The sequence below is a fragment of the Fusobacterium massiliense genome (genome assembly GCF_900095705.1).
In the GTDB taxonomy this organism is placed as follows: domain Bacteria; phylum Fusobacteriota; class Fusobacteriia; order Fusobacteriales; family Fusobacteriaceae; genus Fusobacterium; species Fusobacterium massiliense.
This window is the reverse complement of the sequence record NZ_LT608326.1, coordinates 219,802-241,005: the sequence shown is the minus strand read 5'-3', so window position 1 is coordinate 241,005 and position 21,204 is coordinate 219,802. Positions and strand designations below refer to the sequence as shown.

General features: G+C 27.3%; 24 protein-coding genes. 10 read left to right on the top strand and 14 right to left on the bottom strand.

Translation table 11 applies throughout. The annotated features are described in order from the left end of the window. Window positions 1-4: 4 nt before the first annotated feature. The 13 genes from BQ2505_RS03670 to BQ2505_RS03610 form a co-directional block, all read right to left on the bottom strand. Window positions 5-1,195, bottom strand: coding sequence for a PilN domain-containing protein (locus tag BQ2505_RS03670; protein WP_074016428.1), 1,191 nt, complete (start codon window positions 1,193-1,195; stop codon window positions 5-7). Beyond that, window positions 1,188-1,745 carry a hypothetical protein gene (locus BQ2505_RS03665; protein ID WP_074016427.1) on the bottom strand — a complete coding sequence of 186 codons (558 nt, stop codon included), beginning with the start codon at window positions 1,743-1,745 and terminating at the stop codon, window positions 1,188-1,190. Before BQ2505_RS03665 ends, BQ2505_RS03670 begins: the two co-directional genes overlap by 8 nt. Next, complete coding sequence (locus BQ2505_RS03660; protein ID WP_074016426.1) at window positions 1,720-2,277, bottom strand: hypothetical protein; 558 nt, start codon at window positions 2,275-2,277, stop codon at window positions 1,720-1,722. Before BQ2505_RS03660 ends, BQ2505_RS03665 begins: the two co-directional genes overlap by 26 nt. Window position 2,278: 1 nt before the next feature. Next, window positions 2,279-2,689 (bottom strand): prepilin-type N-terminal cleavage/methylation domain-containing protein, encoded by a 411-nt coding sequence (locus BQ2505_RS03655; RefSeq protein ID WP_074016425.1) that lies wholly within the window; start codon window positions 2,687-2,689, stop codon window positions 2,279-2,281. Continuing rightward, complete coding sequence (locus tag BQ2505_RS03650) at window positions 2,686-3,177, bottom strand: prepilin peptidase (RefSeq protein ID WP_074016424.1); 492 nt, start codon at window positions 3,175-3,177, stop codon at window positions 2,686-2,688. Before BQ2505_RS03650 ends, BQ2505_RS03655 begins: the two co-directional genes overlap by 4 nt. Next, window positions 3,162-3,635 carry a prepilin-type N-terminal cleavage/methylation domain-containing protein gene (locus BQ2505_RS03645; RefSeq protein ID WP_074016423.1) on the bottom strand — a complete coding sequence of 158 codons (474 nt, stop codon included), beginning with the start codon at window positions 3,633-3,635 and terminating at the stop codon, window positions 3,162-3,164. The genes BQ2505_RS03650 and BQ2505_RS03645 overlap by 16 nt, the downstream gene beginning before the upstream one ends. Before the next feature lie 15 nt (window positions 3,636-3,650). Then, complete coding sequence (locus tag BQ2505_RS03640) at window positions 3,651-4,688, bottom strand: type II secretion system F family protein (RefSeq protein WP_074016422.1); 1,038 nt, start codon at window positions 4,686-4,688, stop codon at window positions 3,651-3,653. Continuing rightward, window positions 4,685-5,911, bottom strand: a complete 1,227-nt coding sequence (locus BQ2505_RS03635; protein WP_074016421.1) for a GspE/PulE family protein — start codon at window positions 5,909-5,911, stop codon at window positions 4,685-4,687. The genes BQ2505_RS03640 and BQ2505_RS03635 overlap by 4 nt, the downstream gene beginning before the upstream one ends. Before the next feature lie 7 nt (window positions 5,912-5,918). Continuing rightward, window positions 5,919-6,104, bottom strand: a complete 186-nt coding sequence (locus BQ2505_RS03630; protein ID WP_074016420.1) for a hypothetical protein — start codon at window positions 6,102-6,104, stop codon at window positions 5,919-5,921. A 6-nt stretch (window positions 6,105-6,110) separates the two neighbouring features. Then, window positions 6,111-6,635: a hypothetical protein gene (locus tag BQ2505_RS03625; protein WP_074016587.1), complete on the bottom strand. Its 525-nt coding sequence runs from the start codon at window positions 6,633-6,635 to the stop codon at window positions 6,111-6,113. A 608-nt stretch (window positions 6,636-7,243) separates the two neighbouring features. After that, window positions 7,244-7,912, bottom strand: a complete 669-nt coding sequence (gene thiE / locus BQ2505_RS03620) for a thiamine phosphate synthase (protein WP_074016419.1) — start codon at window positions 7,910-7,912, stop codon at window positions 7,244-7,246. 22 nt (window positions 7,913-7,934) lie between these two features. Continuing rightward, window positions 7,935-8,720, bottom strand: a complete 786-nt coding sequence (gene thiD, locus BQ2505_RS03615; RefSeq protein ID WP_074016418.1) for a bifunctional hydroxymethylpyrimidine kinase/phosphomethylpyrimidine kinase — start codon at window positions 8,718-8,720, stop codon at window positions 7,935-7,937. A 178-nt stretch (window positions 8,721-8,898) separates the two neighbouring features. Continuing rightward, entirely contained in the window at window positions 8,899-9,264 is a 366-nt protein-coding gene (locus BQ2505_RS03610) for a YbaN family protein (protein ID WP_074016417.1), read from the bottom strand. Window positions 9,265-9,573: 309 nt separating this feature from the next. On the opposite strand from BQ2505_RS03610, the gene BQ2505_RS03605 reads away from it, so the two are divergent. The 3 genes from BQ2505_RS03605 to yfcC all read left to right on the top strand — a co-directional run bounded on the left by BQ2505_RS03605 (window position 9,574) and on the right by yfcC (window position 13,662). Beyond that, a complete protein-coding gene (locus BQ2505_RS03605) occupies window positions 9,574-10,338 on the top strand; it encodes an Mrp/NBP35 family ATP-binding protein (protein ID WP_074016416.1) in 765 nt (254 codons plus the stop codon). Between the two features lie 99 nt (window positions 10,339-10,437). Further along, window positions 10,438-12,009 carry a PAS domain-containing protein gene (locus tag BQ2505_RS03600; protein ID WP_074016415.1) on the top strand — a complete coding sequence of 524 codons (1,572 nt, stop codon included), beginning with the start codon at window positions 10,438-10,440 and terminating at the stop codon, window positions 12,007-12,009. Between the two features lie 153 nt (window positions 12,010-12,162). Beyond that, window positions 12,163-13,662, top strand: coding sequence for a putative basic amino acid antiporter YfcC (gene yfcC / locus BQ2505_RS03595; RefSeq protein WP_074016414.1), 1,500 nt, complete (start codon window positions 12,163-12,165; stop codon window positions 13,660-13,662). Window positions 13,663-13,876: 214 nt separating this feature from the next. Here yfcC and BQ2505_RS03590 read toward each other — a convergent pair whose 3' ends face one another. Beyond that, window positions 13,877-15,034, bottom strand: coding sequence for a multidrug effflux MFS transporter (locus BQ2505_RS03590; protein WP_074016413.1), 1,158 nt, complete (start codon window positions 15,032-15,034; stop codon window positions 13,877-13,879). A 306-nt stretch (window positions 15,035-15,340) separates the two neighbouring features. On the opposite strand from BQ2505_RS03590, the gene pth reads away from it, so the two are divergent. The 7 genes from pth to BQ2505_RS03555 all read left to right on the top strand — a co-directional run bounded on the left by pth (window position 15,341) and on the right by BQ2505_RS03555 (window position 21,189). Continuing rightward, window positions 15,341-15,916: an aminoacyl-tRNA hydrolase gene (pth, locus tag BQ2505_RS03585; protein ID WP_074016412.1), complete on the top strand. Its 576-nt coding sequence runs from the start codon at window positions 15,341-15,343 to the stop codon at window positions 15,914-15,916. 74 nt (window positions 15,917-15,990) lie between these two features. Next, complete coding sequence (gene rsxC / locus BQ2505_RS03580; RefSeq protein ID WP_074016411.1) at window positions 15,991-17,304, top strand: electron transport complex subunit RsxC; 1,314 nt, start codon at window positions 15,991-15,993, stop codon at window positions 17,302-17,304. A 25-nt stretch (window positions 17,305-17,329) separates the two neighbouring features. After that, the gene (locus tag BQ2505_RS03575; protein ID WP_074016410.1) at window positions 17,330-18,277 is read left to right on the top strand and encodes an RnfABCDGE type electron transport complex subunit D; all 948 of its coding nucleotides are present in this window, start codon (window positions 17,330-17,332) and stop codon (window positions 18,275-18,277) included. Next, a complete protein-coding gene (locus tag BQ2505_RS03570) occupies window positions 18,267-18,800 on the top strand; it encodes an RnfABCDGE type electron transport complex subunit G (protein WP_074016409.1) in 534 nt (177 codons plus the stop codon). Before BQ2505_RS03575 ends, BQ2505_RS03570 begins: the two co-directional genes overlap by 11 nt. Further along, a complete protein-coding gene (gene rsxE / locus BQ2505_RS03565; RefSeq protein WP_074016408.1) occupies window positions 18,800-19,417 on the top strand; it encodes an electron transport complex subunit RsxE in 618 nt (205 codons plus the stop codon). The genes BQ2505_RS03570 and rsxE overlap by 1 nt, the downstream gene beginning before the upstream one ends. Continuing rightward, window positions 19,414-19,998 (top strand): electron transport complex subunit RsxA, encoded by a 585-nt coding sequence (gene rsxA / locus BQ2505_RS03560; protein ID WP_074016407.1) that lies wholly within the window; start codon window positions 19,414-19,416, stop codon window positions 19,996-19,998. The genes rsxE and rsxA overlap by 4 nt, the downstream gene beginning before the upstream one ends. Before the next feature lie 24 nt (window positions 19,999-20,022). Continuing rightward, window positions 20,023-21,189 (top strand): RnfABCDGE type electron transport complex subunit B, encoded by a 1,167-nt coding sequence (locus BQ2505_RS03555; protein WP_074016406.1) that lies wholly within the window; start codon window positions 20,023-20,025, stop codon window positions 21,187-21,189. Window positions 21,190-21,204 lie beyond the last annotated feature (15 nt).

Below are 21,204 nucleotides of genomic sequence, written 5' to 3'. Positions count from 1 at the left end.
TCTCCTATTTTTTCACAAATTTTATTTCCAATTTAAACTCTATGCTATTTTCATTTTTTTGAATGTAGTCATAATTTACAACTTCAAAATTTTCGGAACGATATAGGTTCTCTAAAAATTCAATAACTTGATTTACAGATTGACTAAATCCCTCTATATTTAAAATTTTTTTATCATCAAATTCAATAGATTTTATCTCGATACCATTAGGACATAGATTTACTAGGTTTTCTAAAAAATTCCCAATTTTAAAAGAAGAGTTTTCTTTTTCTTTACTTGTGTTCTTATAAGTTTCTATATTATTTTCAATTTCTTTCATTTCATTTCTCATATTATCTATAGATTCTTGTATTTCTTCATTGGAAGTATTTATTTCATTAATTGAATTTTCATATTGTTGGATAAAAAAGTGTAGACCAATAGTTCCAATAAGAGTAAGTATAGACAGAGCTAGAAAAGTGTATAAGTAAGTACTATTAACATAATATAAAAAATATCTTTTTTTTAATTCATTTGGTAAAAAATTAAGATAATTTTTGTAACTTATTTTTTGTGGTTTATAAAATTCATAATTTTTATTTTCTAAATCTAGATTATTAAAATCTATTTCATTTCCTGTAAATATTATTTTTTTATCATTTGAAATATTATATAAATAGGTATTTATTATTTCATAGCTATTTTCATAACTTATGTTTTCTTCAAAATCATTATTTGTTATGGAATTAGATATTTTAAAACTGCTAATATCTTTAATTTTCTTATTCTCATATTCACTAATTATGATTAATTCTTCTCCAATATCTATATTAATATATTCGTTTTCAATATTTTTTTCTCTACATGTAAAAAAAGAAGGGATTATAGAAATTAAACCATAATCCTTCATATCATCAATAATAATATTATCATTTAAGTGGAGTAAATCTAATAGATATACTATAAAAGTTTCAGATTTTTTATCTTTACTTATTATTTCATAATTTAATATATAGTCTTCATCATTGTATTTTGGGTACATTATTTCTAACTTATCTTCAATTTTTTCTTTTCTATCTTCATCATTCAATGGATTTTCTATTTTAATTTTTAAAGAAATAAAAAAATTGTTTTCCAAGCATAGAATAACTTTTTTGTGTTTATTATTTAAATTTAAATCTGTTAAACTCAATAGCTCTAAAGTATTTTTAAACATCTTCTTTTATCCATATCCTTTCAATAATTGGCTCAGATAAGTAATCAATATTTTTTATATTACCGATTTTATATTTAATTGTTACTTTTATAGAGTATGTTTTCTCTTTTATTTTAATTTTTTTGTAAAAGTGCACAGGGCATCTTTCTGTCGAATAATTTATAATTTTCTTATTTAAATATTCAGAGTAATTAATATTTTCATTATCCTTTAATAATCTATATCCTCCTAAAGAAATTCTATCCTTATATTTATCTAAGGAAAAAATATATTTTTTATCTTTAGATAGAGCTATGAAGTCCATAGCTCTATCTATATTTGAATTATTTATTTCATTTTCTATTATTTTAAATTCTTCATCTAAAATATTTTTTAAAAAAAGAATATCTTGCTTATTTTCAACTGTATCTTTTTCTAATTGAAAATAACGAAAGCTATTATTTAAAAAAAACTGCATCATTGTAAGCAAACTCATAAATAAAAATATTACTATTATTACTTGAACCAAAGCAAAAGCTCTTTTTTTATGGACAATATTCAATAGTTTCATAATTTTTTCCTTTTATTAAATCCTTTATAAGCATTTTTAAAATTTTACCATTGTAATAAAAAGACCCATTACAGTTATTTATAATAGTTGTTCCTCTAGAAATTTTATAAACTTCATAGCTCTTATAGTCTTCAGAGTAAGATATTTTTGCACTAGTATCATTAAAAAAGAAAAATCTATAAAAAGTATTTTCTCTATTATTAGATTTATCATAGGAAGAAAATTTTATAATCAATAAATTTCCTGTGTTAGTAATATTAGTATTTTTAAAAATATCATCAACACTTTTTATTCTTTTATATTCTTTTAAACTTATAACTCTGATTTCTTTCATATCTTTTGAAAGATGGCTTTTCACTAAATCTTTAAATTCATCAATTTCCCTTTCTCTCTTATAATCTTTTAATAAAAAAATATAGCTTTTATTCAAAGAATAAAAAGTTGTAAAAACAAAGAAATTTATAAATAGGGTAATTACAATGATAATTATAAATTCTACAAATGAAAGAGCTTTATTTTTGTTCTTATACATACTAATCTCCTATTTTTTGAATTTTAGTATTAAATTTCTCTCCAGCATTTTCATATTCGACAATTATAGTTATTAGTTTTTTCTTTTTAAAAGTGTAGTCAACTTCTTCTTTTTCAGTGTGTAAATCTAATTTAAAATTTTTTTCTTTAATCTCAGAGTCAAAAAGTTCAAAATCTTTTTTTAAATCTTGGAAACTAAAAAAAGTTTTATGTATATTGATATTAATATTTTCTTCTGCCATTAACATATTGACTATATTTCTAAAGTTTTCATAATTTTTTCTTGTTTCAGAGATTTTATTATAAGTTTCCAAGATTTGTAAATTTAATTTTATTGTTGGTATTAAAACTAAAAGTAAGATAAAAAATGATACTATAACTTCAACCAAACTAAAAGCTTTCTTAGAATTCATAATGGAAACTCCAGATATTTTAAGTAATTAAACATTATAATAGCAGTTAAAGAAATATAGGGAGCAAAAGCAAGCTCCCTACCTCTAAGTATAATTTTTTTCTTACAAAAAATATTTTTTAAAAATAAAGTAAGAATAAAAATTGTAGCTAAAGAAAAAACAAGTAAGTAAAATATGTATACTTGCAAAAATAAATTTATTTTATTGTTATAAATTAAACCACCCAATGAAATTATTAATTTTATATCTCCAAAACCAAAAACTTCTTTTTTTAATAAATCAGATAGATAGCCGTAAATAAATATTATTGGTAATGAATAACAGGCTGAACCTATAAAGAAACTCTCAAAGTTATCAAGTCCAGTTATAAATATTACAAGAACAAATATAGAAAAATTTAAAAAATTTGGAATATATTTTCTATTTATATCTATATACATAATTAATGCTAATAAAATATATAGAATGACTATTAATATTCTATCCATTTTTTACCTTTTGTATCGTAATCTCCTGTTCCATCTACTGGTTCAATCCATAAATTGTAGCCGTCACTATTTCCATTTGGATTTTTAAATGTGAATCTAATTTGACCTCCATACTTTATATCCCCATTTTCTGCACTTCTTGAACCACCTATAGCAACTTTAGGATTATTTATAATTGCCTTAGCATTACTATCTAAATATATTTCCAATTTTTGTAATGCTTCTTTAACTTTTGTTTCATCGTGAGTTGCAATAGAATTTTCATCTATAAGAGGCTCTTCATTTTCAGCTTGGTATAACTGAGATGCTACTCTAAAAGAGTTTAGAGATGCAATAACCTTTGCATCTTTAGCCTTAGCCATATATCCTCTTAATTGTAAACCAACAATACCAGATAAAATTCCAATTATAGCAATAGCCACAACAATTTCAATCAATGAAAATCCTTTGTTTTTCATAAAAAATCCTCCTTTTTAATTAAAAACATTTCCCAATGATAGTATTGGTAAATATATTGCACATACAATTAAACCAACAATTACACCTAAAATTATTATTACTAAAGGTTCTATAAAAGAAATTAATTTTTTTAATTTGTATTCAAAGTCTTGTTTTAATATTTTTGAAACTTGTAATAAATTTTCTAAGAAATAGCCACTTTCTTCTCCGGAAATAAATAGATTAGAAAATCTATCAGTATATAAATTAAGATTTTTTAATGCTTTAGATATTGAACTTCCATCAAGTATGGATTTTTTTACTTCAAGTAGATTTGCTTTTACATAGCTATTATTCGTATTTGTGTAGATGATATCTATACTTTCAACTAGACCAATTCCAACATTTAATAATGTATATAAAGAATAATATATTCTTTCAGCTGTGGATAATCTTAGTAAATCACCAAAGATGACTATTTTAAATAAAAATTTATCTTTTTTTAGTTTTCTTTTTTTATTTTTATTTATATACACTTTAATAAAATGAAGTCCTACAATTATTAAAATAATAAAAAATAAAATCCAAGTAAAATTTTGAGATATACTTAATAATATTTTTGTTAGAAAAGGGAGTTCCACATTGTTTTCTTCAAATATACTTATAAAATTTGGAAGTATAAATAGTAATAAAAAGATTACAACGGATATCGTAAAAATTATGACAACTATAGGATAAGTTAGCATAGACAAAATTTTTTTCTTATTAGAGATTTCAGATTCAAAAAGCTCTATAATATCTTCAAGTCTTTCTGTTAATGTCCCACTGAGTTCTCCTATTTTTATCATTTGTATATAGTTTTCTCCAAATATATCTTTATAAATTTTAAAACTATCATAAATATTTTTTCCAGAAGATAAATTTTTTGAAATTTTTTTTAGAATTTTTTTAAAATCGTTGTTTTTCTCTTCATTTCCTATTAGTTCGATAGCTTTAATAAACGTAATTCCACCTTTAAGCATTATTTTTAATTCTCTTGTAAAAAATAAAATTTTTTCTTTTTTAATTTTCATAGTAGCCTCAACAATTCATCAAGTGATGTTAAGCCTTGACTAGCTTTTTCTATACCATCATATAGTAAAGTATTTAGATTTCCACTTATTTTATCTCTATTTTCAAAAAATAATGTTTTATTTTCTTCGTTAAAATCCAATACTTCAAAAATTGGAAGTCTTCCTATATAACCTATACCCATACATTTTTCACAACCACAAGCTTTATAAAATATAGAATTTTTATGAATTTCATCAGTTATTCCTAAACTCTCTAATTTATTCATTGCTTCAGTGTCTATTATTTTACAATCGGGACATAATTTTCTAACTAATCTTTGAGATACAATCATCTCAATAACTAAACTAAGAAGATAATTGTCTAAACCTAAATTTTTCAGTCTATTTATACAAGATAGAGAATTATTTGAGTGGACGGTTGAGAAAACTAAATGTCCAGTGAGAGCTGCTTTTATAGCAATTTCGGCAGTTTCTTTATCCCTTATTTCACCAATCATTATTACATCAGGGTCTTGTCTTAAAATTGCTCTTAGCATTGTTGCAAAATCTAATCCAATATCTATTTTACATTGAGTTTGATTTACTCCGTCTATATGGTATTCTATAGGATCTTCAACAGTAGATATATTAATTTCTTCTTTGTTTTTGTATTTTAAAATAGTATATAATGTTGTAGATTTTCCAGAACCAGTTGGACCATTTATTAAGATAATTCCATTATTTCTATTGATGTTTTTTAAAAAGAGCTTTTTATTGTTTTCGGATAAATATAAATCATCTATACTTAGCTTATTATTAAATTTATCTAATATTCTTAAAACTATTTTTTCACCATGTACTGTTGGAATAAAAGAAGTTCTAATATCTATTTCTCTATTTTTGTATTTTAATGAAAATCTACCATCTTGAGGTTTTCTTTTTTCAACAATATCAAGGGATGATAAAATTTTAATTTTGGATACTATAGGAGCTAAAAAATCTTTATCTATTTGAACTATTTCTTTTAAAAATCCATCAATTCTAAATCTAATCCTTACTTTATCTAGTAAAGACTCAATATGAATATCACTTGCTTTCCATTTTATAGCCTCAATTATAATAAAAAATAAACCTTTATTTAGATGGGTCTTTTCTAAGTCGAACATTTTTTCGATATCTTCTATAAAGTTTTCTCGACTTTTATCTTTAATAGTTGTTATAAAAAAGTTTTTAATTTTTTCCATAATATCTCTACTCCAAAACATTTAACTCTTTAAATGAGTTAAGATTCTCAGAAGATGAGAAAATTATATAATAAGTTTTAAAAGAATCTTTTCCTAAAATATCTACTTGTATAGCTCTCTTAAAATCAGTATTTGAATATATGCTCATAGATATTAATAAAAATAAAATTAGAGAAAATACATATTTATGCATAATAACTCACTCCTTTTTCCAGTCTCTATAAAAAGTATCTCTATCTTCATTGGTAGAGTCGTGATAATATCCAATACTTGAATATTTGATGTCTGCATTTTTCTTTTTTCTATAACAGTTTATTTTTAAAAATTTACTTCTGTCAAAGCCATAAAAAGATATCTTGTATCTTACATTTTTTTCCATATTAAAAAGATAAATAGAAAATGATTTATTCGTGTTTCCATTCGTCGTAAATTCTATGTCTACTGCATTAGAATTACTAGAACGTGTGTGGTAATAAATTAAATTTTGGGGTAGTTTTATTGTTTTTGTTTTTGTTGAATTTTTTTCAAAAATTATTTGTTTTTTAATAAGATCTAATTTGATTTTGGTACGGGTATTTAGTTTTAAAGATGTTGAAGAAGCCAAGTAAAAAGTCTCAACTATTTTTGCTTTAGCTTCGTTAATTGCTTGGAGCTCTCTAAAATCTTTATATTTTAAGAAAGCTATATTTAATAAAAGTGAAAAGATAAAAATTGATAAAATAATTTCAAATACAGAAAATGCTCTATTCTTTTTTATATTACCACCCTCTTTTAAGCAGATTATATATAAATAAAACAAAAAAGTCAAATAAAATATAAAAAATTATTTAACTTTTTTTATAAAGAAAATATAAAATTAAATAAAAAAAATTAAATAATAAAAATTAGTCTCTGATTTCCGTATTAGTTCGAAGAGACTGTGTTTATTGAGCTCGTAGAACTCATACGGCTATCAAGAGACTTTATTTACCTAAAAAAACACAAATAAAAAATTTTATAAGATTGACATTTCTAGAAATAGATAATATAATAGAAATGTGATGAGATAAATAAAAAAATGTCAAAAAAAAGCTATTAATTGCAGTTAGTAGCTTTTTTATTTTTTATAATATAAAAAAGCAGGAGTTGTTGCAGCAACTCCCACATAAAACACTAATATGTATTTTTAGATAATAGCAAAAAAATTACTATTATCAATGTGATGAAATAAACTTTTTTCAACCTATTCACCTCCTTAGAAGTTTCAAGGAGGAAAAAATGTCAAAAAAATTATAACATTGACATTAAAAAAAATAAAGTTCCTAATTCACTTAGGAATAAATGTATAAATGACTAAAAAGTGTACTGACCCAAAAAGTTGGACAAATTAATTTCATTTTTTAAATCACAAGTTATTTTTTCAATATTTTTTTCTTTAGTTATTGCAGAAATAACAGCCACACCGTCGGCACCATTTTTAATAATTTCTTTTATATTTTCTTTTTTTATTCCACCAATTGCAACGATAGGTTTATTTGTCAAATTTCTTATTTTTTTAATTCCTGACACACCAATAGTTTGAGCTGGATTTTTTTTAGAAAATGTATTATAGACAGGTCCCACTCCTAAATAATCTGCCATTTCAATTTTAGAATTAGAAAATTCATCTTCGTTTGAAACTGTCAAACCTATAATTTTATTTGGAATTTTTTTTCTAATATTTTCAATATCTTCATCTTTTTGTCCTATATGTATCCCATCAGCATTTAATTTTAAAACTAAATCTATATCATCATCTATGATAAAGGGAACTTTATATTTTTGACATAAAATCTGAATTTCTCTTGCAAAATTTTCTTTTGCTTCTTCTGTTAAGCTATATTCACCTTTTTCTCTGTATTGAAAAATAGTTACTCCATTTTTGAGAGCAGTTTCTATAATATGTTTTGTTTTGTCTATATTGTATTCACAATCTTGAGTGCCACAAATGAAATATAATTTTAAAAAATTTCTATCAAACATCTAAATCATCTCTTTTACAATTTTATATATCGTTTTTATAGGCAAAATGATTTAATGGACCATGTCCTTTGCCTAATTCTGGATTTTTTAAAATAGCTTGGGTTATAAATTTTTTAGCTATACCAACAGCTGTTTCTAAGCTCTTTCCTTTTGCTAATTCAGCTGTAATTACTGCTGAAAATGTACAACCTGTACCATGTGTATTTTTAGTTGAAATTCTTGGAGAACTAAAAGTTAAAACTTTGTTATCTATAAAAAGGTAATCTACAGGGTCAGTTACTAGATGTCCCCCCTTTATGATGACAGACTTTGGTTTGTAGTCTTTTAATATTTTTTCTCCTGCTCTTTTTATATCTTCTTCATTTTTAATTTTAAAATTAACTATTGTTTCTGCTTCTGGAATGTTTGGTGTAACTAAAGTAGCATACTTAAATAAGTTTTCTTTTAGAAAAATTTTGGCATCTTCTCCAATTAAGTTATGTCCACTACTAGCAACCATAACAGGATCTATGACATATGGAATACCTTTATTAACATATTTTACAATAATTTCCATTATTTCTTTTGTTGGCAACATTCCGGTTTTTATGGCATTAGGTACTATATCATCAAAAACACACTTTAGTTGACTTTCTAATATATCTAAATCTATGTTTTGAATTTTTTGAACTCCCATAGTATTTTGAGCAACAACACTTGTTACTACAGCCATACCATAAACTTCTCTTGCATGAAAAGATTTTAAATCTGCCATTATTCCTGCTCCACCAGTGGGGTCTGTCCCTGCTATTGATAAAGCTGTCTTCATTTCTATGACCTCCTTAAAATTTTATAGTTGATTATAGAGCTTTATTACTTATAATTATTCTTATATCCCATGGGGAAGTATAAACTTAAATAGCAAAAAATTAGTCTTTAGTGTTCATATTAGTTTGGAGAAACTCTGTTCCTGAGCTCGTAGAACTTATATTGCCTGTTAAGAGACTTTATTTATTTTTAAGCATAATTATATGCAGGCTTACAGCAAGCCAAACAATAGCTAAAAATATTCTTAAATGTAAACTTTCTAATTTGTATATGGAAAAAGCAATCCCACAAGTTAAAAATAGGATAGCCTTTATTTTTACAAATTTTGTAAGCCCTTTTCCCTCGTAATAATTAGATAAACTTTCTCCAAAATATTTGTTTTTTAATATCCATTGTTTATATTTTTCTGAAGATTTTCCAAAACAAAATATAGCTAGTAATAAAAAAGGAACAGTTGGGAGCACAGGTAAAAAAATTCCAACACTTCCTAATGCTACAGATATAAAACCTAGAACTAAGTAAATTTTCTTTTTTATATTTTTCATATTTCTCCATTCATTTTTATTTTATAGTAAAGTATAAATTAAAATATCAAAAAGTAGTTTCTGCCGTCTGTATTAGGTCAAAGAGCTAGTGTTTATTGACTTCCTAGAACTCATACAGCTGTCATTATTATAAAAATATAAACTTTTAATAATATTATATGGGTTATAATTTTAAAATTCAAGATGAAATTAAATAAAGTTTTTTGTTATATAGAAAAGTATAAATTTGAATATTAGAAAATAGTCTTTGACATTTGTATACTAAAAGAGTAAACTATTTAAAAATGTGATATTTAAGGAGGAAATATTATGATACCAAAAGATGCACCAAAAGTTAATGAAAATAAAAATATAAAAAATGTTATTGCTGTTATGAGTGGTAAAGGTGGGGTTGGAAAATCTACAATTACGACTTTATTAGCTAAAGAATTAAAAAGAAAAGGATATTCTGTTGGAGTTTTAGATGCAGATATAACTGGACCAAGTATACCAAGACTTATGAATATCAGTGATAAAGAAATGAAAACAGACGGTAAAAATATGTATCCCGTTGTAAATGAAGATGGGATAGAAGTGGTTTCTATAAATTTAATGATAGATGAAAATGAACCGGTTGTTTGGAGAGGACCTGTTATTGCAGGAGCAGTTATGCAATTTTGGAATGAAGTTTTATGGAGTGATTTAGATTACCTATTAATAGATATGCCTCCTGGAACTGGAGATGTTCCACTAACTGTTATGAAAAGTTTTAATATAAAAGGTTTAGTTATGGTTTCTATTCCACAAGATATGGTTTCTATGATAGTTACAAAAGCAATAAAAATGGCAAGAAAAATGAATATACCTATTCTTGGATTGATAGAAAATATGAGTTATATTAGTTGTGATTGTTGTGATAATAAGATTTACTTAACAGATGAAAATGATGTTCAAGAATTTTTAGAAGAAAATAAAATTGAGTTGCTTGGAGAACTTCCAATGACAAAACAAATTGCTAGTTTAACGAAAGGAAAAACATTATATCCAAAAGAAATTTTTTCTGAAATAGTAGATAAGATTATAAAAAAAATGTAAGTGAATAAAGTTCATTTTAAATATTATCCGATTGACACTTGGAAGAAAAAAGTTTATAATTTTAGTAAACAATTATCTTTGAAAAGGAAGTGATATTTTATGGAAATTATGTCTAACCATTTACCAAAAATAGATGAAGAAAAATTAAAGTTTGTCATTGAATTAAAAGAAAAATATAATGCTGGAGAAATTAGTCTTACAGATGCTAAAAAACAACTTAAGGAGAGAGTAAAAACTCTAAAGCCTTATGAAATTGCTTATGCAGAACAAAAAATTATGCCTTTTGTAGAAGACGAGTGTATAAAAGAGAATATTCAAAATATGATGCTTTTATTTGATGAAGTTATGGATACAAGTAGACCGACAGAACTTCCAACAGATCATCCTATAATGTGCTATTATAGAGAAAATGATGATATGAGAAAATTATTAAAGGAAGTTGAAAATTTAATCCAATTTCCAGTTATAAAAAATCAATGGTATGAGCTTTATGATAAATTAGATTTATGGTGGAAGCTTCATTTACCTAGAAAGCAAAATCAACTATACTCTTTATTAGAAAAGAAAGGTTTTACAAGACCAACAACTACAATGTGGGTTTTAGATGATTTTGTTAGAGATGAATTGAAAGAAAATAGAAAAATGCTTGATGAGGAGAATGAGGAGGAATTTATAGCTTCTCAAACTAGTGTTGCAGCAGATATAATTGATTTAATTCAAAAAGAAGAAACAGTTTTATATCCTACATCTCTTGCAATGATTACTGCCGAAGAATTTGAGGATATGAAATCTGGAGATAGAGAAATTGGCTTTACTTTTGGAAAGATCGAAAGTACAACTACAAATGAAACAAAAAAAATTCAAGTTAATAATAGTTCTACTAATCCAGGAGGAAATTTAGCTAAAGATTTAGCAAATTTACTTGGGAAATATGGTTTTAATTCTAATTCTAATGAAAGTTCGGAGTTAGATGTTGCAACAGGAAAAATGACCTTAGAGCAGATTAACTTAGTATTTAAACATTTACCAGTTGATATAACTTATGTTGATGAAAATGAAATTGTTAAATTTTATTCAGATACAGCTCATAGAGTATTTCCACGTAGCAAGAATGTAATTGGTAGAGATGTAAAAAATTGTCATCCAAGAAAAAGTGTACATATAGTTGAAGAAATTATAGAGAAATTTAGAAAAGGAGAACAGGATTTTGTAGAATTTTGGATAAATAAACCTGAGTTATTTATTTATATATCTTATACTGCAGTTAAAGATGAAAATGGAAAATTTAGAGGTATTTTGGAAATGATGCAGGATTGTACGAAAATTCGTTCGTTACAAGGTTCTCAAACATTATTAAACTGGCAAAATGAAAATTTTGAGGCTAAAACATATGATGAAAATAATGAAGAAATAAAAAAAGAAGAAAATAGTTCAGAAATTGATTTAGATAAGATTAATGGAGATACTTATTTAAAAGATTTATTAAAAGTTTATCCTAAATTAAAAGAAGATTTAGTAAAAATATCTGAAAACTTTAAACTTTTACAAACTCCACTTGCTGCAATAATGTTGCCAAAAGTAACTTTACAAAAAGCTAGTGAAAGAGGTGAAGTAGAGCTTAATACATTGATAGAAAAAATAAAACTTCTTATAAAAGACTATAAAAAATAAAAATTTAACTATAAGTTAAAAAGAAAAAACTAGAATAAAAATTTACAAAAAACAAATTATAAACTATAATAATACATAAAATATAAAAGTTTGTAATTTGTTTTTTTATTCTACATAAGAATACAAAATCAAACAAAAAAAGGAGGATAAAATATGAAAAAGATTAAAATGCCTGACACCTTTGTCATAATATTTTTCGTTGTAGTTTTTGCATCACTGTTAACTTATATTGTTCCAGTAGGTAAGTTTGAAATGCATGAAGTTACTTATGTTACAAACACAGGTGAAGAAAAAACAAGAACAGTACCAGTTCCTGGAAGTTTTAAATACGAGTTAGATGACAATGGGAATAAGCTAACAAAAGGAATAAAACTTTTTGAACCTGGAGGAGAAGTTGGTATGACTAACTATGTCTTTGAAGGTTTGACAAGTGGAGATAAGTGGGGAACTGCTGTAGGAATTGTAGCCTTTATAATGGTAGTTGGTGGAGCTTTTGGAATAATACTAAAAACAGGTGCTGTTGAAACTGGAATTTATAGTATGATAAGTAAAAGTAAAGGGTCAGAGTTGATACTCATACCAGTGATTTTTATATTATTCTCTTTAGGAGGAGCTGTATTTGGAATGGGGGAAGAGGCTATTCCATTTGCAATGTTAATAATTCCAATAGTTATAGGAATGGGATATGACTCTGTTACAGGTATCTTAATAACTTATATTTCTACACAAATAGGTTTTGCAACTTCGTGGATGAATCCTTTTAGTGTTGCTATAGCTCAGGGTGTATCAGGAATACCTGTGTTGTCTGGAGCAGGATTTAGAATAGCAATGTGGACTTTCTTTACAGCTTTTGGTGTAATTTATACAATAATGTATGCAAGAAAAGTAAAAAGAAATCCTGAAAGTTCTATTGCATATAAAACAGATGCTTATTATAGAAATGACTTTAAAATAGAAGAACAAAAAAATAAAGAATTTAAATTTGGGCATAAATTAGTAATTTTAGTTTTAACTATTGGAATGGCTTGGGTTGTTTATGGAGTTGTAAAAAAAGGATACTACTTACCAGAAATAGCAACTCAATTCGTAATAATGGGACTAATATCAGGAATAATTGGGGTAATATTTAAATTAAATGATATGACTACAAACGATATTGCTACATCTTTTAGAAAAGGTGCAGAAGATTTAGTTGGAGCAGCTTTAGTAGTGGGAATGGCAAAAGGAATAGTTCTAATTTTAGGTGGAACAAGTGCAGATACTCCTACAATATTGAATACAATGTTAAATTATGTTGCCTCAGCTTTAAGTAATATGTCAGCTGCATTTTCGGCTTGGGTAATGTATATCTTCCAATCATTATTTAATTTCTTTGTTGTATCTGGTTCAGGTCAAGCTGCTTTAACAATGCCAATAATGGCTCCACTTTCAGATTTAGTAGGAGTAACAAGACAGGTTGCTGTACTTGCTTTCCAACTTGGAGATGGATTTACAAATATGATAGTTCCAACATCTGGAATATTAATGGCAGTATTAGGAATTGCTAAAATAGAATGGGGAACTTGGGCAAAATATCAAATAAAATTTCAATTAATATTATTTGCTTTAGGTTCTTGCTTTGTTCTATTAGGAGTATTTATAAACTTATCTTAAGAAAAAAATAAAAGAGTTAAATAAACTGCACCCAAAATCTTGGCTAAAGATTAGAGGTGCAGTTTTTTATTTATTCTATAGGAAAGTATAAATTAAATAGCAAAAATTAGTCTCTTGACAGCCGTATGAGTTCTACGAGCTCAATAAACACAGGCTCTTCGAACTAATAGGGACGTCAGAGACTTTATTTGTTTTATTAAGCTATTTTATTGATTTAAGGATTTTTTTTATTAATAGAATATAACATATAGCTAATACCAGAACAAGCAAGTATAGATACAGCTGAAGAATACATAAAATTACCTATTCCAACCAAAGGAGAGACTAAACCTCCAAAAAAATAAGGAAAGAAGCCTATTAATGCAGAAGCACTACCAGCTTTTTCTTTTTCTGTTTTCATAGCAAGAGTTACTGCAGAAGTCAATATATAGCCAAAACCAACTAATAATAAGAAGAAAGAAAGCTCGACAACATACATATTAGCTCCAGTTACTAAAAGAATAAAAAGGATAATACTCATAAATAACATTGTAAATATACCTATTTTTAAAGCCTTTTCTTCTTCTACTTTTATAGCTAAATAATTTCCTATAACAATTGCTATTCCATTTAGTGCAAAGAAAATGGAATACATAATAACTGAAGTTTTGTAATAAATTTGGAAAATAAAAGGGGAAGCCGCAATATATACAAATAGAGCTCCCATTGAAAACATTTGTATCATGGCAAGTAATAAAAATTTTTTATTTTTTAAAACTTCAATCATATTGAAATAAGAAAAGAATAAAGATTTTACTTCTCTTTTATCTATATGTAAAGATTCATAAAATTTAAAGCAAGCTGCTAATAATATTAAACCAATGATTGCAAGGGACAAAAATATGGCTCTCCAATTAAATAAATCTAAAAGTAATCCTCCTATAATCGGAGAAACTATTGGAGCTATACCATTTATTACCATAAGAAGTCCAAAAAACTTTCTCATTTCTTCACCGGAATATATATCTGTTGTAACTGCTCTTGCCATAACTAAAGAACCGGCTGCCGCAGTACCTTGTAAAAATCTAAAAAATATCATTATATAAATATTATTAGTAAACATAATCACTAGAGTACTTAGTAGGTATATAAATAAGCTGATAATTAATGGATTTTTTCTACCAAACTTATCACTGAGAGGGCCTATTATAATTTGACCAATTGCAAGTCCAACCATTCCTCCTGTTAAAGTTAATTGAACTAAAGTAGTAGAAACATTAAAATAAGTACTCATAGTGGGGAGAGCTGGCAGATAAAGGTCAATTACAAAAGGACCAAAAGCAGACAGAGTACCTAAAAATAATAGTAAAAATAATTTAGAATTTTTTATCATGAAAATCTCCTGTTATTTAATCTTAATACATATTTATAATTTTAGAATTAATTATAACATAAGCCACTTTTTTTTGAAATAAAAAATATGATATAATAAAAAACATGGATAAGAGCTTAAAAGCTCTTTTATTTCTCTATGGGAAAGTACAAAAATAAATAATGAAAATTAGTCTCTGACGTCTGTATTAGTTCGAAGAGTCTGTGTTTATTGAGGTCGTAGAACTCATACAGCTGTCAAGAGACTTTATCTATTCTATAAAAAAGTATAAAATTAAATAACAAAAATATAAAAAGAGGTGTATGGATGAAAGTAGTAATTGGGCTAGGAAATCCTGGTAAAAAATATGAAAAAACTAGACATAATATAGGATTTATAGTTGTGGATAGTTTGAGAGAAAAATTTAATGTTACAGAAGAAAGAGAAAAATTTCAAGCATTAGTGAGTGAAAAAAATATCGAAGGGGAAAAAGTAATATTTTTTAAACCTCAAACTTTTATGAATCTAAGTGGAAATGCAGTTATAGAAATTGTAAATTTTTATAAATTAAATCCAACAGAGGACCTTATAGTTATATATGATGATATGGACTTAGATTTTGGAGATATAAGAATAAGAGAAAAAGGAAGCTCAGGAGGACACAATGGTATAAAATCTATAATTTCACATATAGGAGAAAATTTTCTAAGAATCAAATGTGGAATAGGGGCTAAAAAGTTAGATGCAGTTGAACATGTTTTAGGAGAGTTTAGTCAGAGTGAACAAAAAGAGATGTCTGAAAATTTAGAAAAGATAAAAAACTGTGTTATAGATTTAATTACTGTTCAAGATATAAACAAAACTATGCAGAAGTACAATAAGAAGAAAATAAAAAACAAATAAAACTTGTTAATTTTGTATATATATGCTAAAATTCTCTAAGTGGAAAATAAACTATTATGAAAGGAGTGTTTTTGATGAAGTTTTTTGGTTTCAGAGGCGGCGTACATCCTCCTGAAAATAAATTACAAACAGAACATTTACCAATTGAAAGATTGGAATCTCCAAACGAGATTTTTGTCCCTCTTCTACAACATATAGGAGCACCTTTAAATCCTCTTGTTAATGTTGGAGATAAAGTTTTAAAAGGACAAAAGATTGGAGATGCAGAAGGGCTAGCGGTACCTGTTCATTCGCCAGTAAGTGGAACTGTAACTAAAATTGAAAATCGTGTTTTCCCTTTATCAGGAAAAGTGATGACAGTTTTCATTGAAAATGATAAAGAAGAAAAATGGGCAGATTTGAGTAAAATTGAAGATTGGGAAAAAGCAGATAGAAAAGAATTGCTTGACCTAATTAGAGAAAAAGGAATAGTAGGTATAGGAGGAGCAACATTCCCTACTCATGTAAAATTAAATCCTCCAGCAAATACTAAAATTGATACTTTACTTTTAAACGGAGCAGAGTGTGAACCGTATTTAAATTCAGATAATAGACTAATGCTTGAAAATCCTAAGTCTATAGTAGAAGGAATTAAAATTATCAAAAAAATTCTAGATGTAAAAGATGTATATGTTGGAATTGAAGATAATAAACCTGAAGCTATCGAATCTATGAGAAAAGCAAGTGAAGGAACTGGAATAAATATAGTTCCATTGAAAACTAAATATCCACAAGGTGGAGAAAAACAACTTATAAAATCTATTTTAGATAGAAAAGTTCCATCAGGACAATTACCATCAGCAGTTGGTGTTGTAGTTCAAAATACAGGAACAGCAGCAGCAATATACGAAGCAGTTGTAAATGGAAAACCTTTAATAGAAAAAGTTGTTACTGTTTCAGGAAAAGCTATAAAAACTCCAAAAAATATAAAAGTTGCAATAGGAACACCATTCTCATATATTCTTGATAATTGTGGAATTGAAAGAGAAAAAATGGAAAGACTTGTTATGGGAGGACCAATGATGGGACTTTCTCAAATGACAGAAGATGCAACAGTAATAAAAGGTACTTCAGGACTTTTAGCTCTAACAACTGAAGAAATGAGACCTTACAAGACAAAATCATGTATAAGTTGTTCAAAATGTGTGTCAGCTTGTCCTATGGGGCTTGCACCACTTATGTTTGATAGATTAGCAGCAGCTAAGGAATACGATACTATGGAAGAACACAACTTAATGGATTGTATAGAATGTGGTTCTTGTTCATATATTTGTCCAGCTAACAGACCATTGGCTGAAGCTATCAAGACTGGAAAAAGTAAATTAAGAGCTAAAAATAAGAAAAAGTAGATTAAACTAATTAAGGAGGAAAAAAGTGAGTACAATTTTGAAAACAGGACCAGCTCCTCATATCAGAACAGCGGAAACTGTCGAGTCGGTAATGTATGATGTTGTTATAGCTTTGATACCAGCGTTTGCTATGGCTGTATATACTTTTGGGATAAGAGCTTTTATCTTGACTGTTGTGGCAGTACTAACTTGTATAGTTACAGAATATATATGCCAAAAGGCATTGAAAAGAGATATAGAAGCCTTTGATGGAAGTGCTATTTTAACAGGTATATTATTTTCATTCGTAGTTCCAGTAATTATGCCGTTACAATATGTTGTAGTTGGGTGTGTAGTGGCAATAGCATTAGGAAAAATGGTATATGGAGGACTAGGACACAATATATTTAACCCAGCACTAATAGGAAGAGCTTTTGTTCAAGCTTCTTGGCCAGTAGCAATAACAACATTTGCTTACGATGGAAAAGGAGGACCAACAGTTTTAAGTGCTATGAAATTTGGAAAACCTTTAACAGATGCATTAATTGAAGGAGGAAATCCACATATTCAAGCATTTTTAGGACAAATGGGAGGTTCTTTAGGAGAAACTTCAGCTTTAGCATTATTAGTTGGAGGAATATATTTAATTTATAAAAAACATATTGACTGGAAAGTTCCAGCAGTTATGATAGGTACAGTATTTGTATTGACTTGGGCTTTAGGAGCAGAAGATCCTTTAATGCAAATTTTATCAGGAGGTTTATTTTTAGGAGCTTTCTTTATGGCAACTGATATGGTTACAAGTCCAACAACAACAAATGGTAGAGTTGTATTTGCATTAGGTTTAGGTGTTTTGATTTCTTTAATAAGAATGAAAGGTGGATACCCAGAAGGAACTGCATATGCAATTTTAATAATGAATGGTGTTGTACCTCTAATAGATAGATATATAAGACCTAAGAAATTTGGAGGGGTGAGCAAAAATGGAAAATAGATATATACATTTTGGAATCGTCCTTGGTCTAATAGCTGCAATATCAGCTGGAATTTTAGGAACTGTAAATGGATTTACAAGTAAGGTTATAGCTGAAAATGCTTTAAAAATAGTAAATGAAGCAAGAGTAGAAGTTTTACCATCAGCTAGCACATTTAAAGAAGAAGAAGCTAAAGAAGTTGATGGAATACAATATATTCCTGGATATGATGAAAGTGGAGCTGTAGTTGGTTATGTAGCTTCAGTTGCTCAACCAGGATATGCAGGAGATATAAATTTTGTTGTTGGTATAGATAATGATGCAAAAATAACAGGACTTAATGTAATTAGTCAATCAGAAACACCAGGGCTAGGAGCAAAAGTTACAGGTAAAAAATGGCAACAACAATGGATAGGAAGAGATGACTCTTATAAATTTGATAAGGCAGTAGATGCTTTTGCTGGAGCTACTATATCTCCACGTGCAGTTTATACTGGTATTATGAGAGCATTGGAAAACTATAAAGCTGAGGTGAGTCAATAATGAAAAAATTAGGAATACTTACAGCGGGAATATTTAAGGAAAATCCGGTATTTGTATTAATGTTAGGTTTATGTCCAACATTAGGGGTAACAAATAGTGCTTTGAATGGTTTTTCAATGGGGCTTGCAGTTATAGCAGTTCTTGCTTGTTCAAATGGTTTGATATCTACATTTAAAAAGTTTATCCCTGATCAAGTTAGAATACCAGCTTTTATAATGATAATAGCATCATTGGTTACAGTTGTTGATATGGTTATGCATGCATATACTCCAGAGTTATATAGTGTACTAGGAATTTTTATTCCTTTGATAGTTGTAAACTGTATAGTTCTAGGAAGAGCAGAAAGTTTTGCATCTAAAAATGGAGTGTTTGACTCTATACTTGACGGTATTGGATCAGGAATAGGATTTACATTATCATTAACTTTCTTAGGATCAATAAGAGAAATTTTAGGAAATGGATCAATATTTGGAGTTTCTTTAGTTCCAGAAAATTTTAGTCCGGCTTTAATTTTTGTACTTGCTCCTGGAGGATTTATAACAATAGGAATGATAATGGCTTGTATAAATATAAAGAAAGAAAGAGATGCTAAGAAAAAGAAGGTGGCTAAGAAATGAATATAGGTGGATTATTTACTATAATAGTTAGTTCAATATTTATAAATAATATTATATTTGCTAAATTCTTAGGATGCTGTCCTTTTATGGGAGTTTCTAAAAAGATAGACTCTTCTTTAGGAATGGGTATGGCGGTAACATTCGTTATAACAATAGCATCTGGAATAACTTGGTTAGTATATACTTTAATATTAAAACCTTTAGGGTTGGAATATTTACAAACAATAGCTTTTATATTAATAATAGCTTCATTAGTTCAATTTGTTGAAATGGCAATTCAAAAAACATCTCCAAGTTTATACAAAGCTTTGGGAGTTTTCTTACCATTAATCACAACAAACTGTGCTGTTCTAGGAGTTGCTATATTAAATATTCAAGCTGGGTATAATTTTATAGAAACAATAGTTAATGGTTTTGGTGTTGCAGTTGGATTTTCATTAGCTTTATTACTTTTAGCTGGTATAAGAGAAAAATTAGAATATGCAAATATCCCTAAAAACTTTAAGGGTGTTCCAATAGCATTTGTAACAGCAGGATTACTAGCTATGGCATTTATGGGATTTAGTGGAATGCAAATTTAATAACTTATACAAATGGAGGTAAATATGGAAGCGATTTTAATACCAGTTGTTGTAATGGGAATAACTGGAGTATTAATGGGTCTATTTTTAGCATATGCTTCAAAGAAGTTTGAAGTAGAAAAAGATCCTAAAGTAGAAGCAATCTTGGCTATATTACCTGGAGTAAACTGTGGAGCTTGTGGATATCCTGGATGTTCAGGGTACGCTACAGGGGTTGCTCAAGAGGGAGCTAAGATGACATTGTGTGCACCAGGAGGACCTAAAGTTGCAGGAAAAATTGGTGAAATAATGGGTGTTGAAGTAGAAATACCTGTTAAAAAGAAACCTGCTGCTAAAAAACCAGTAGAAAAGAAAGAAGCACCAAAAGCTCAAACTGGAGAACCAATAACAGCAAGTGCAGAATTTATAGAAAAGAATAAAAGAATGTTAACTAAATTTAAAGCAGCTTTTGATTCAGGAGATAAAGAAGCTTATGAAAAACTTGAAAATTTAGCAAAAACAGCCAACAAAGATGAATTGTTAAAATACTATGAAGAAATAAAAACTGGAAAAATAATACCAGAACCTGGAGCAAGTCCAGCAGTATCTGCTCAAACTGGAGAACCAATAACAGCAAGTGCAGAATTCATAGAAAAGAATAAAAGAATGTTAACTAAATTTAAAGCAGCTTTTGATTCAGGAGATAAAGAAGCTTATGAAAAACTTGAAAATTTAGCAAAAACAGCTCAAAAAGATGAACTGTTAAAATACTATGAAGAAATAAAAACTGGAAAAATAATACCAGAACCTGGAGCAAGTCCAGCAGCACCTGCTCAAACTGGAGAACCAATAACAGCAAGTGCAGAATTCATAGAAAAGAATAAAAGAATGTTAACTAAATTTAAAGCAGCTTTTGATTCAGGAGATAAAGAAGCTTATGAAAAACTTGAAAATTTAGCAAAAACAGCTCAAAAAGATGAACTATTAAAATACTACGAAGAAATAAAAACTGGAAAAATAATACCAGAACCTGGAGCAAGTCCAGCAGCAACTTCAGCTAGTGAAACTGAAGTTAAAACAGTAACAAAAGAAGAAGCTAAGAAACAAGAAGCAACTTATTGTAGTGTTTTAGGAGACGGATTGTGTGTGCCTGAACAAAATGAAGAAGTTCAAAAAGGTTTATCAAAAGCATTAGAAGAAGAAATAAAATAGAATATTTAGATTGAA

Coding starts and splice junctions, on each gene's coding strand:
- BQ2505_RS03670 (WP_074016428.1), bottom strand. CDS start 1,195: ATGTTTAAAAATACTTTAGAGCTATTGAGTTTAACAGATTTAAATTTA.
- BQ2505_RS03665 (WP_074016427.1), bottom strand. CDS start 1,745: ATGAAACTATTGAATATTGTCCATAAAAAAAGAGCTTTTGCTTTGGTT.
- BQ2505_RS03660 (WP_074016426.1), bottom strand. CDS start 2,277: ATGTATAAGAACAAAAATAAAGCTCTTTCATTTGTAGAATTTATAATT.
- BQ2505_RS03655 (WP_074016425.1), bottom strand. CDS start 2,689: ATGAATTCTAAGAAAGCTTTTAGTTTGGTTGAAGTTATAGTATCATTT.
- BQ2505_RS03650 (WP_074016424.1), bottom strand. CDS start 3,177: ATGGATAGAATATTAATAGTCATTCTATATATTTTATTAGCATTAATT.
- BQ2505_RS03645 (WP_074016423.1), bottom strand. CDS start 3,635: ATGAAAAACAAAGGATTTTCATTGATTGAAATTGTTGTGGCTATTGCT.
- BQ2505_RS03640 (WP_074016422.1), bottom strand. CDS start 4,688: ATGAAAATTAAAAAAGAAAAAATTTTATTTTTTACAAGAGAATTAAAA.
- BQ2505_RS03635 (WP_074016421.1), bottom strand. CDS start 5,911: ATGGAAAAAATTAAAAACTTTTTTATAACAACTATTAAAGATAAAAGT.
- BQ2505_RS03630 (WP_074016420.1), bottom strand. CDS start 6,104: ATGCATAAATATGTATTTTCTCTAATTTTATTTTTATTAATATCTATG.
- thiE (WP_074016419.1), bottom strand. CDS start 7,912: ATGTTTGATAGAAATTTTTTAAAATTATATTTCATTTGTGGCACTCAA.
- thiD (WP_074016418.1), bottom strand. CDS start 8,720: ATGAAGACAGCTTTATCAATAGCAGGGACAGACCCCACTGGTGGAGCA.
- BQ2505_RS03610 (WP_074016417.1), bottom strand. CDS start 9,264: ATGAAAAATATAAAAAAGAAAATTTACTTAGTTCTAGGTTTTATATCT.
- BQ2505_RS03605 (WP_074016416.1), top strand. CDS start 9,574: ATGATACCAAAAGATGCACCAAAAGTTAATGAAAATAAAAATATAAAA.
- BQ2505_RS03600 (WP_074016415.1), top strand. CDS start 10,438: ATGGAAATTATGTCTAACCATTTACCAAAAATAGATGAAGAAAAATTA.
- yfcC (WP_074016414.1), top strand. CDS start 12,163: ATGAAAAAGATTAAAATGCCTGACACCTTTGTCATAATATTTTTCGTT.
- BQ2505_RS03590 (WP_074016413.1), bottom strand. CDS start 15,034: ATGATAAAAAATTCTAAATTATTTTTACTATTATTTTTAGGTACTCTG.
- pth (WP_074016412.1), top strand. CDS start 15,341: ATGAAAGTAGTAATTGGGCTAGGAAATCCTGGTAAAAAATATGAAAAA.
- rsxC (WP_074016411.1), top strand. CDS start 15,991: ATGAAGTTTTTTGGTTTCAGAGGCGGCGTACATCCTCCTGAAAATAAA.
- BQ2505_RS03570 (WP_074016409.1), top strand. CDS start 18,267: ATGGAAAATAGATATATACATTTTGGAATCGTCCTTGGTCTAATAGCT.
- rsxE (WP_074016408.1), top strand. CDS start 18,800: ATGAAAAAATTAGGAATACTTACAGCGGGAATATTTAAGGAAAATCCG.
- rsxA (WP_074016407.1), top strand. CDS start 19,414: ATGAATATAGGTGGATTATTTACTATAATAGTTAGTTCAATATTTATA.
- BQ2505_RS03555 (WP_074016406.1), top strand. CDS start 20,023: ATGGAAGCGATTTTAATACCAGTTGTTGTAATGGGAATAACTGGAGTA.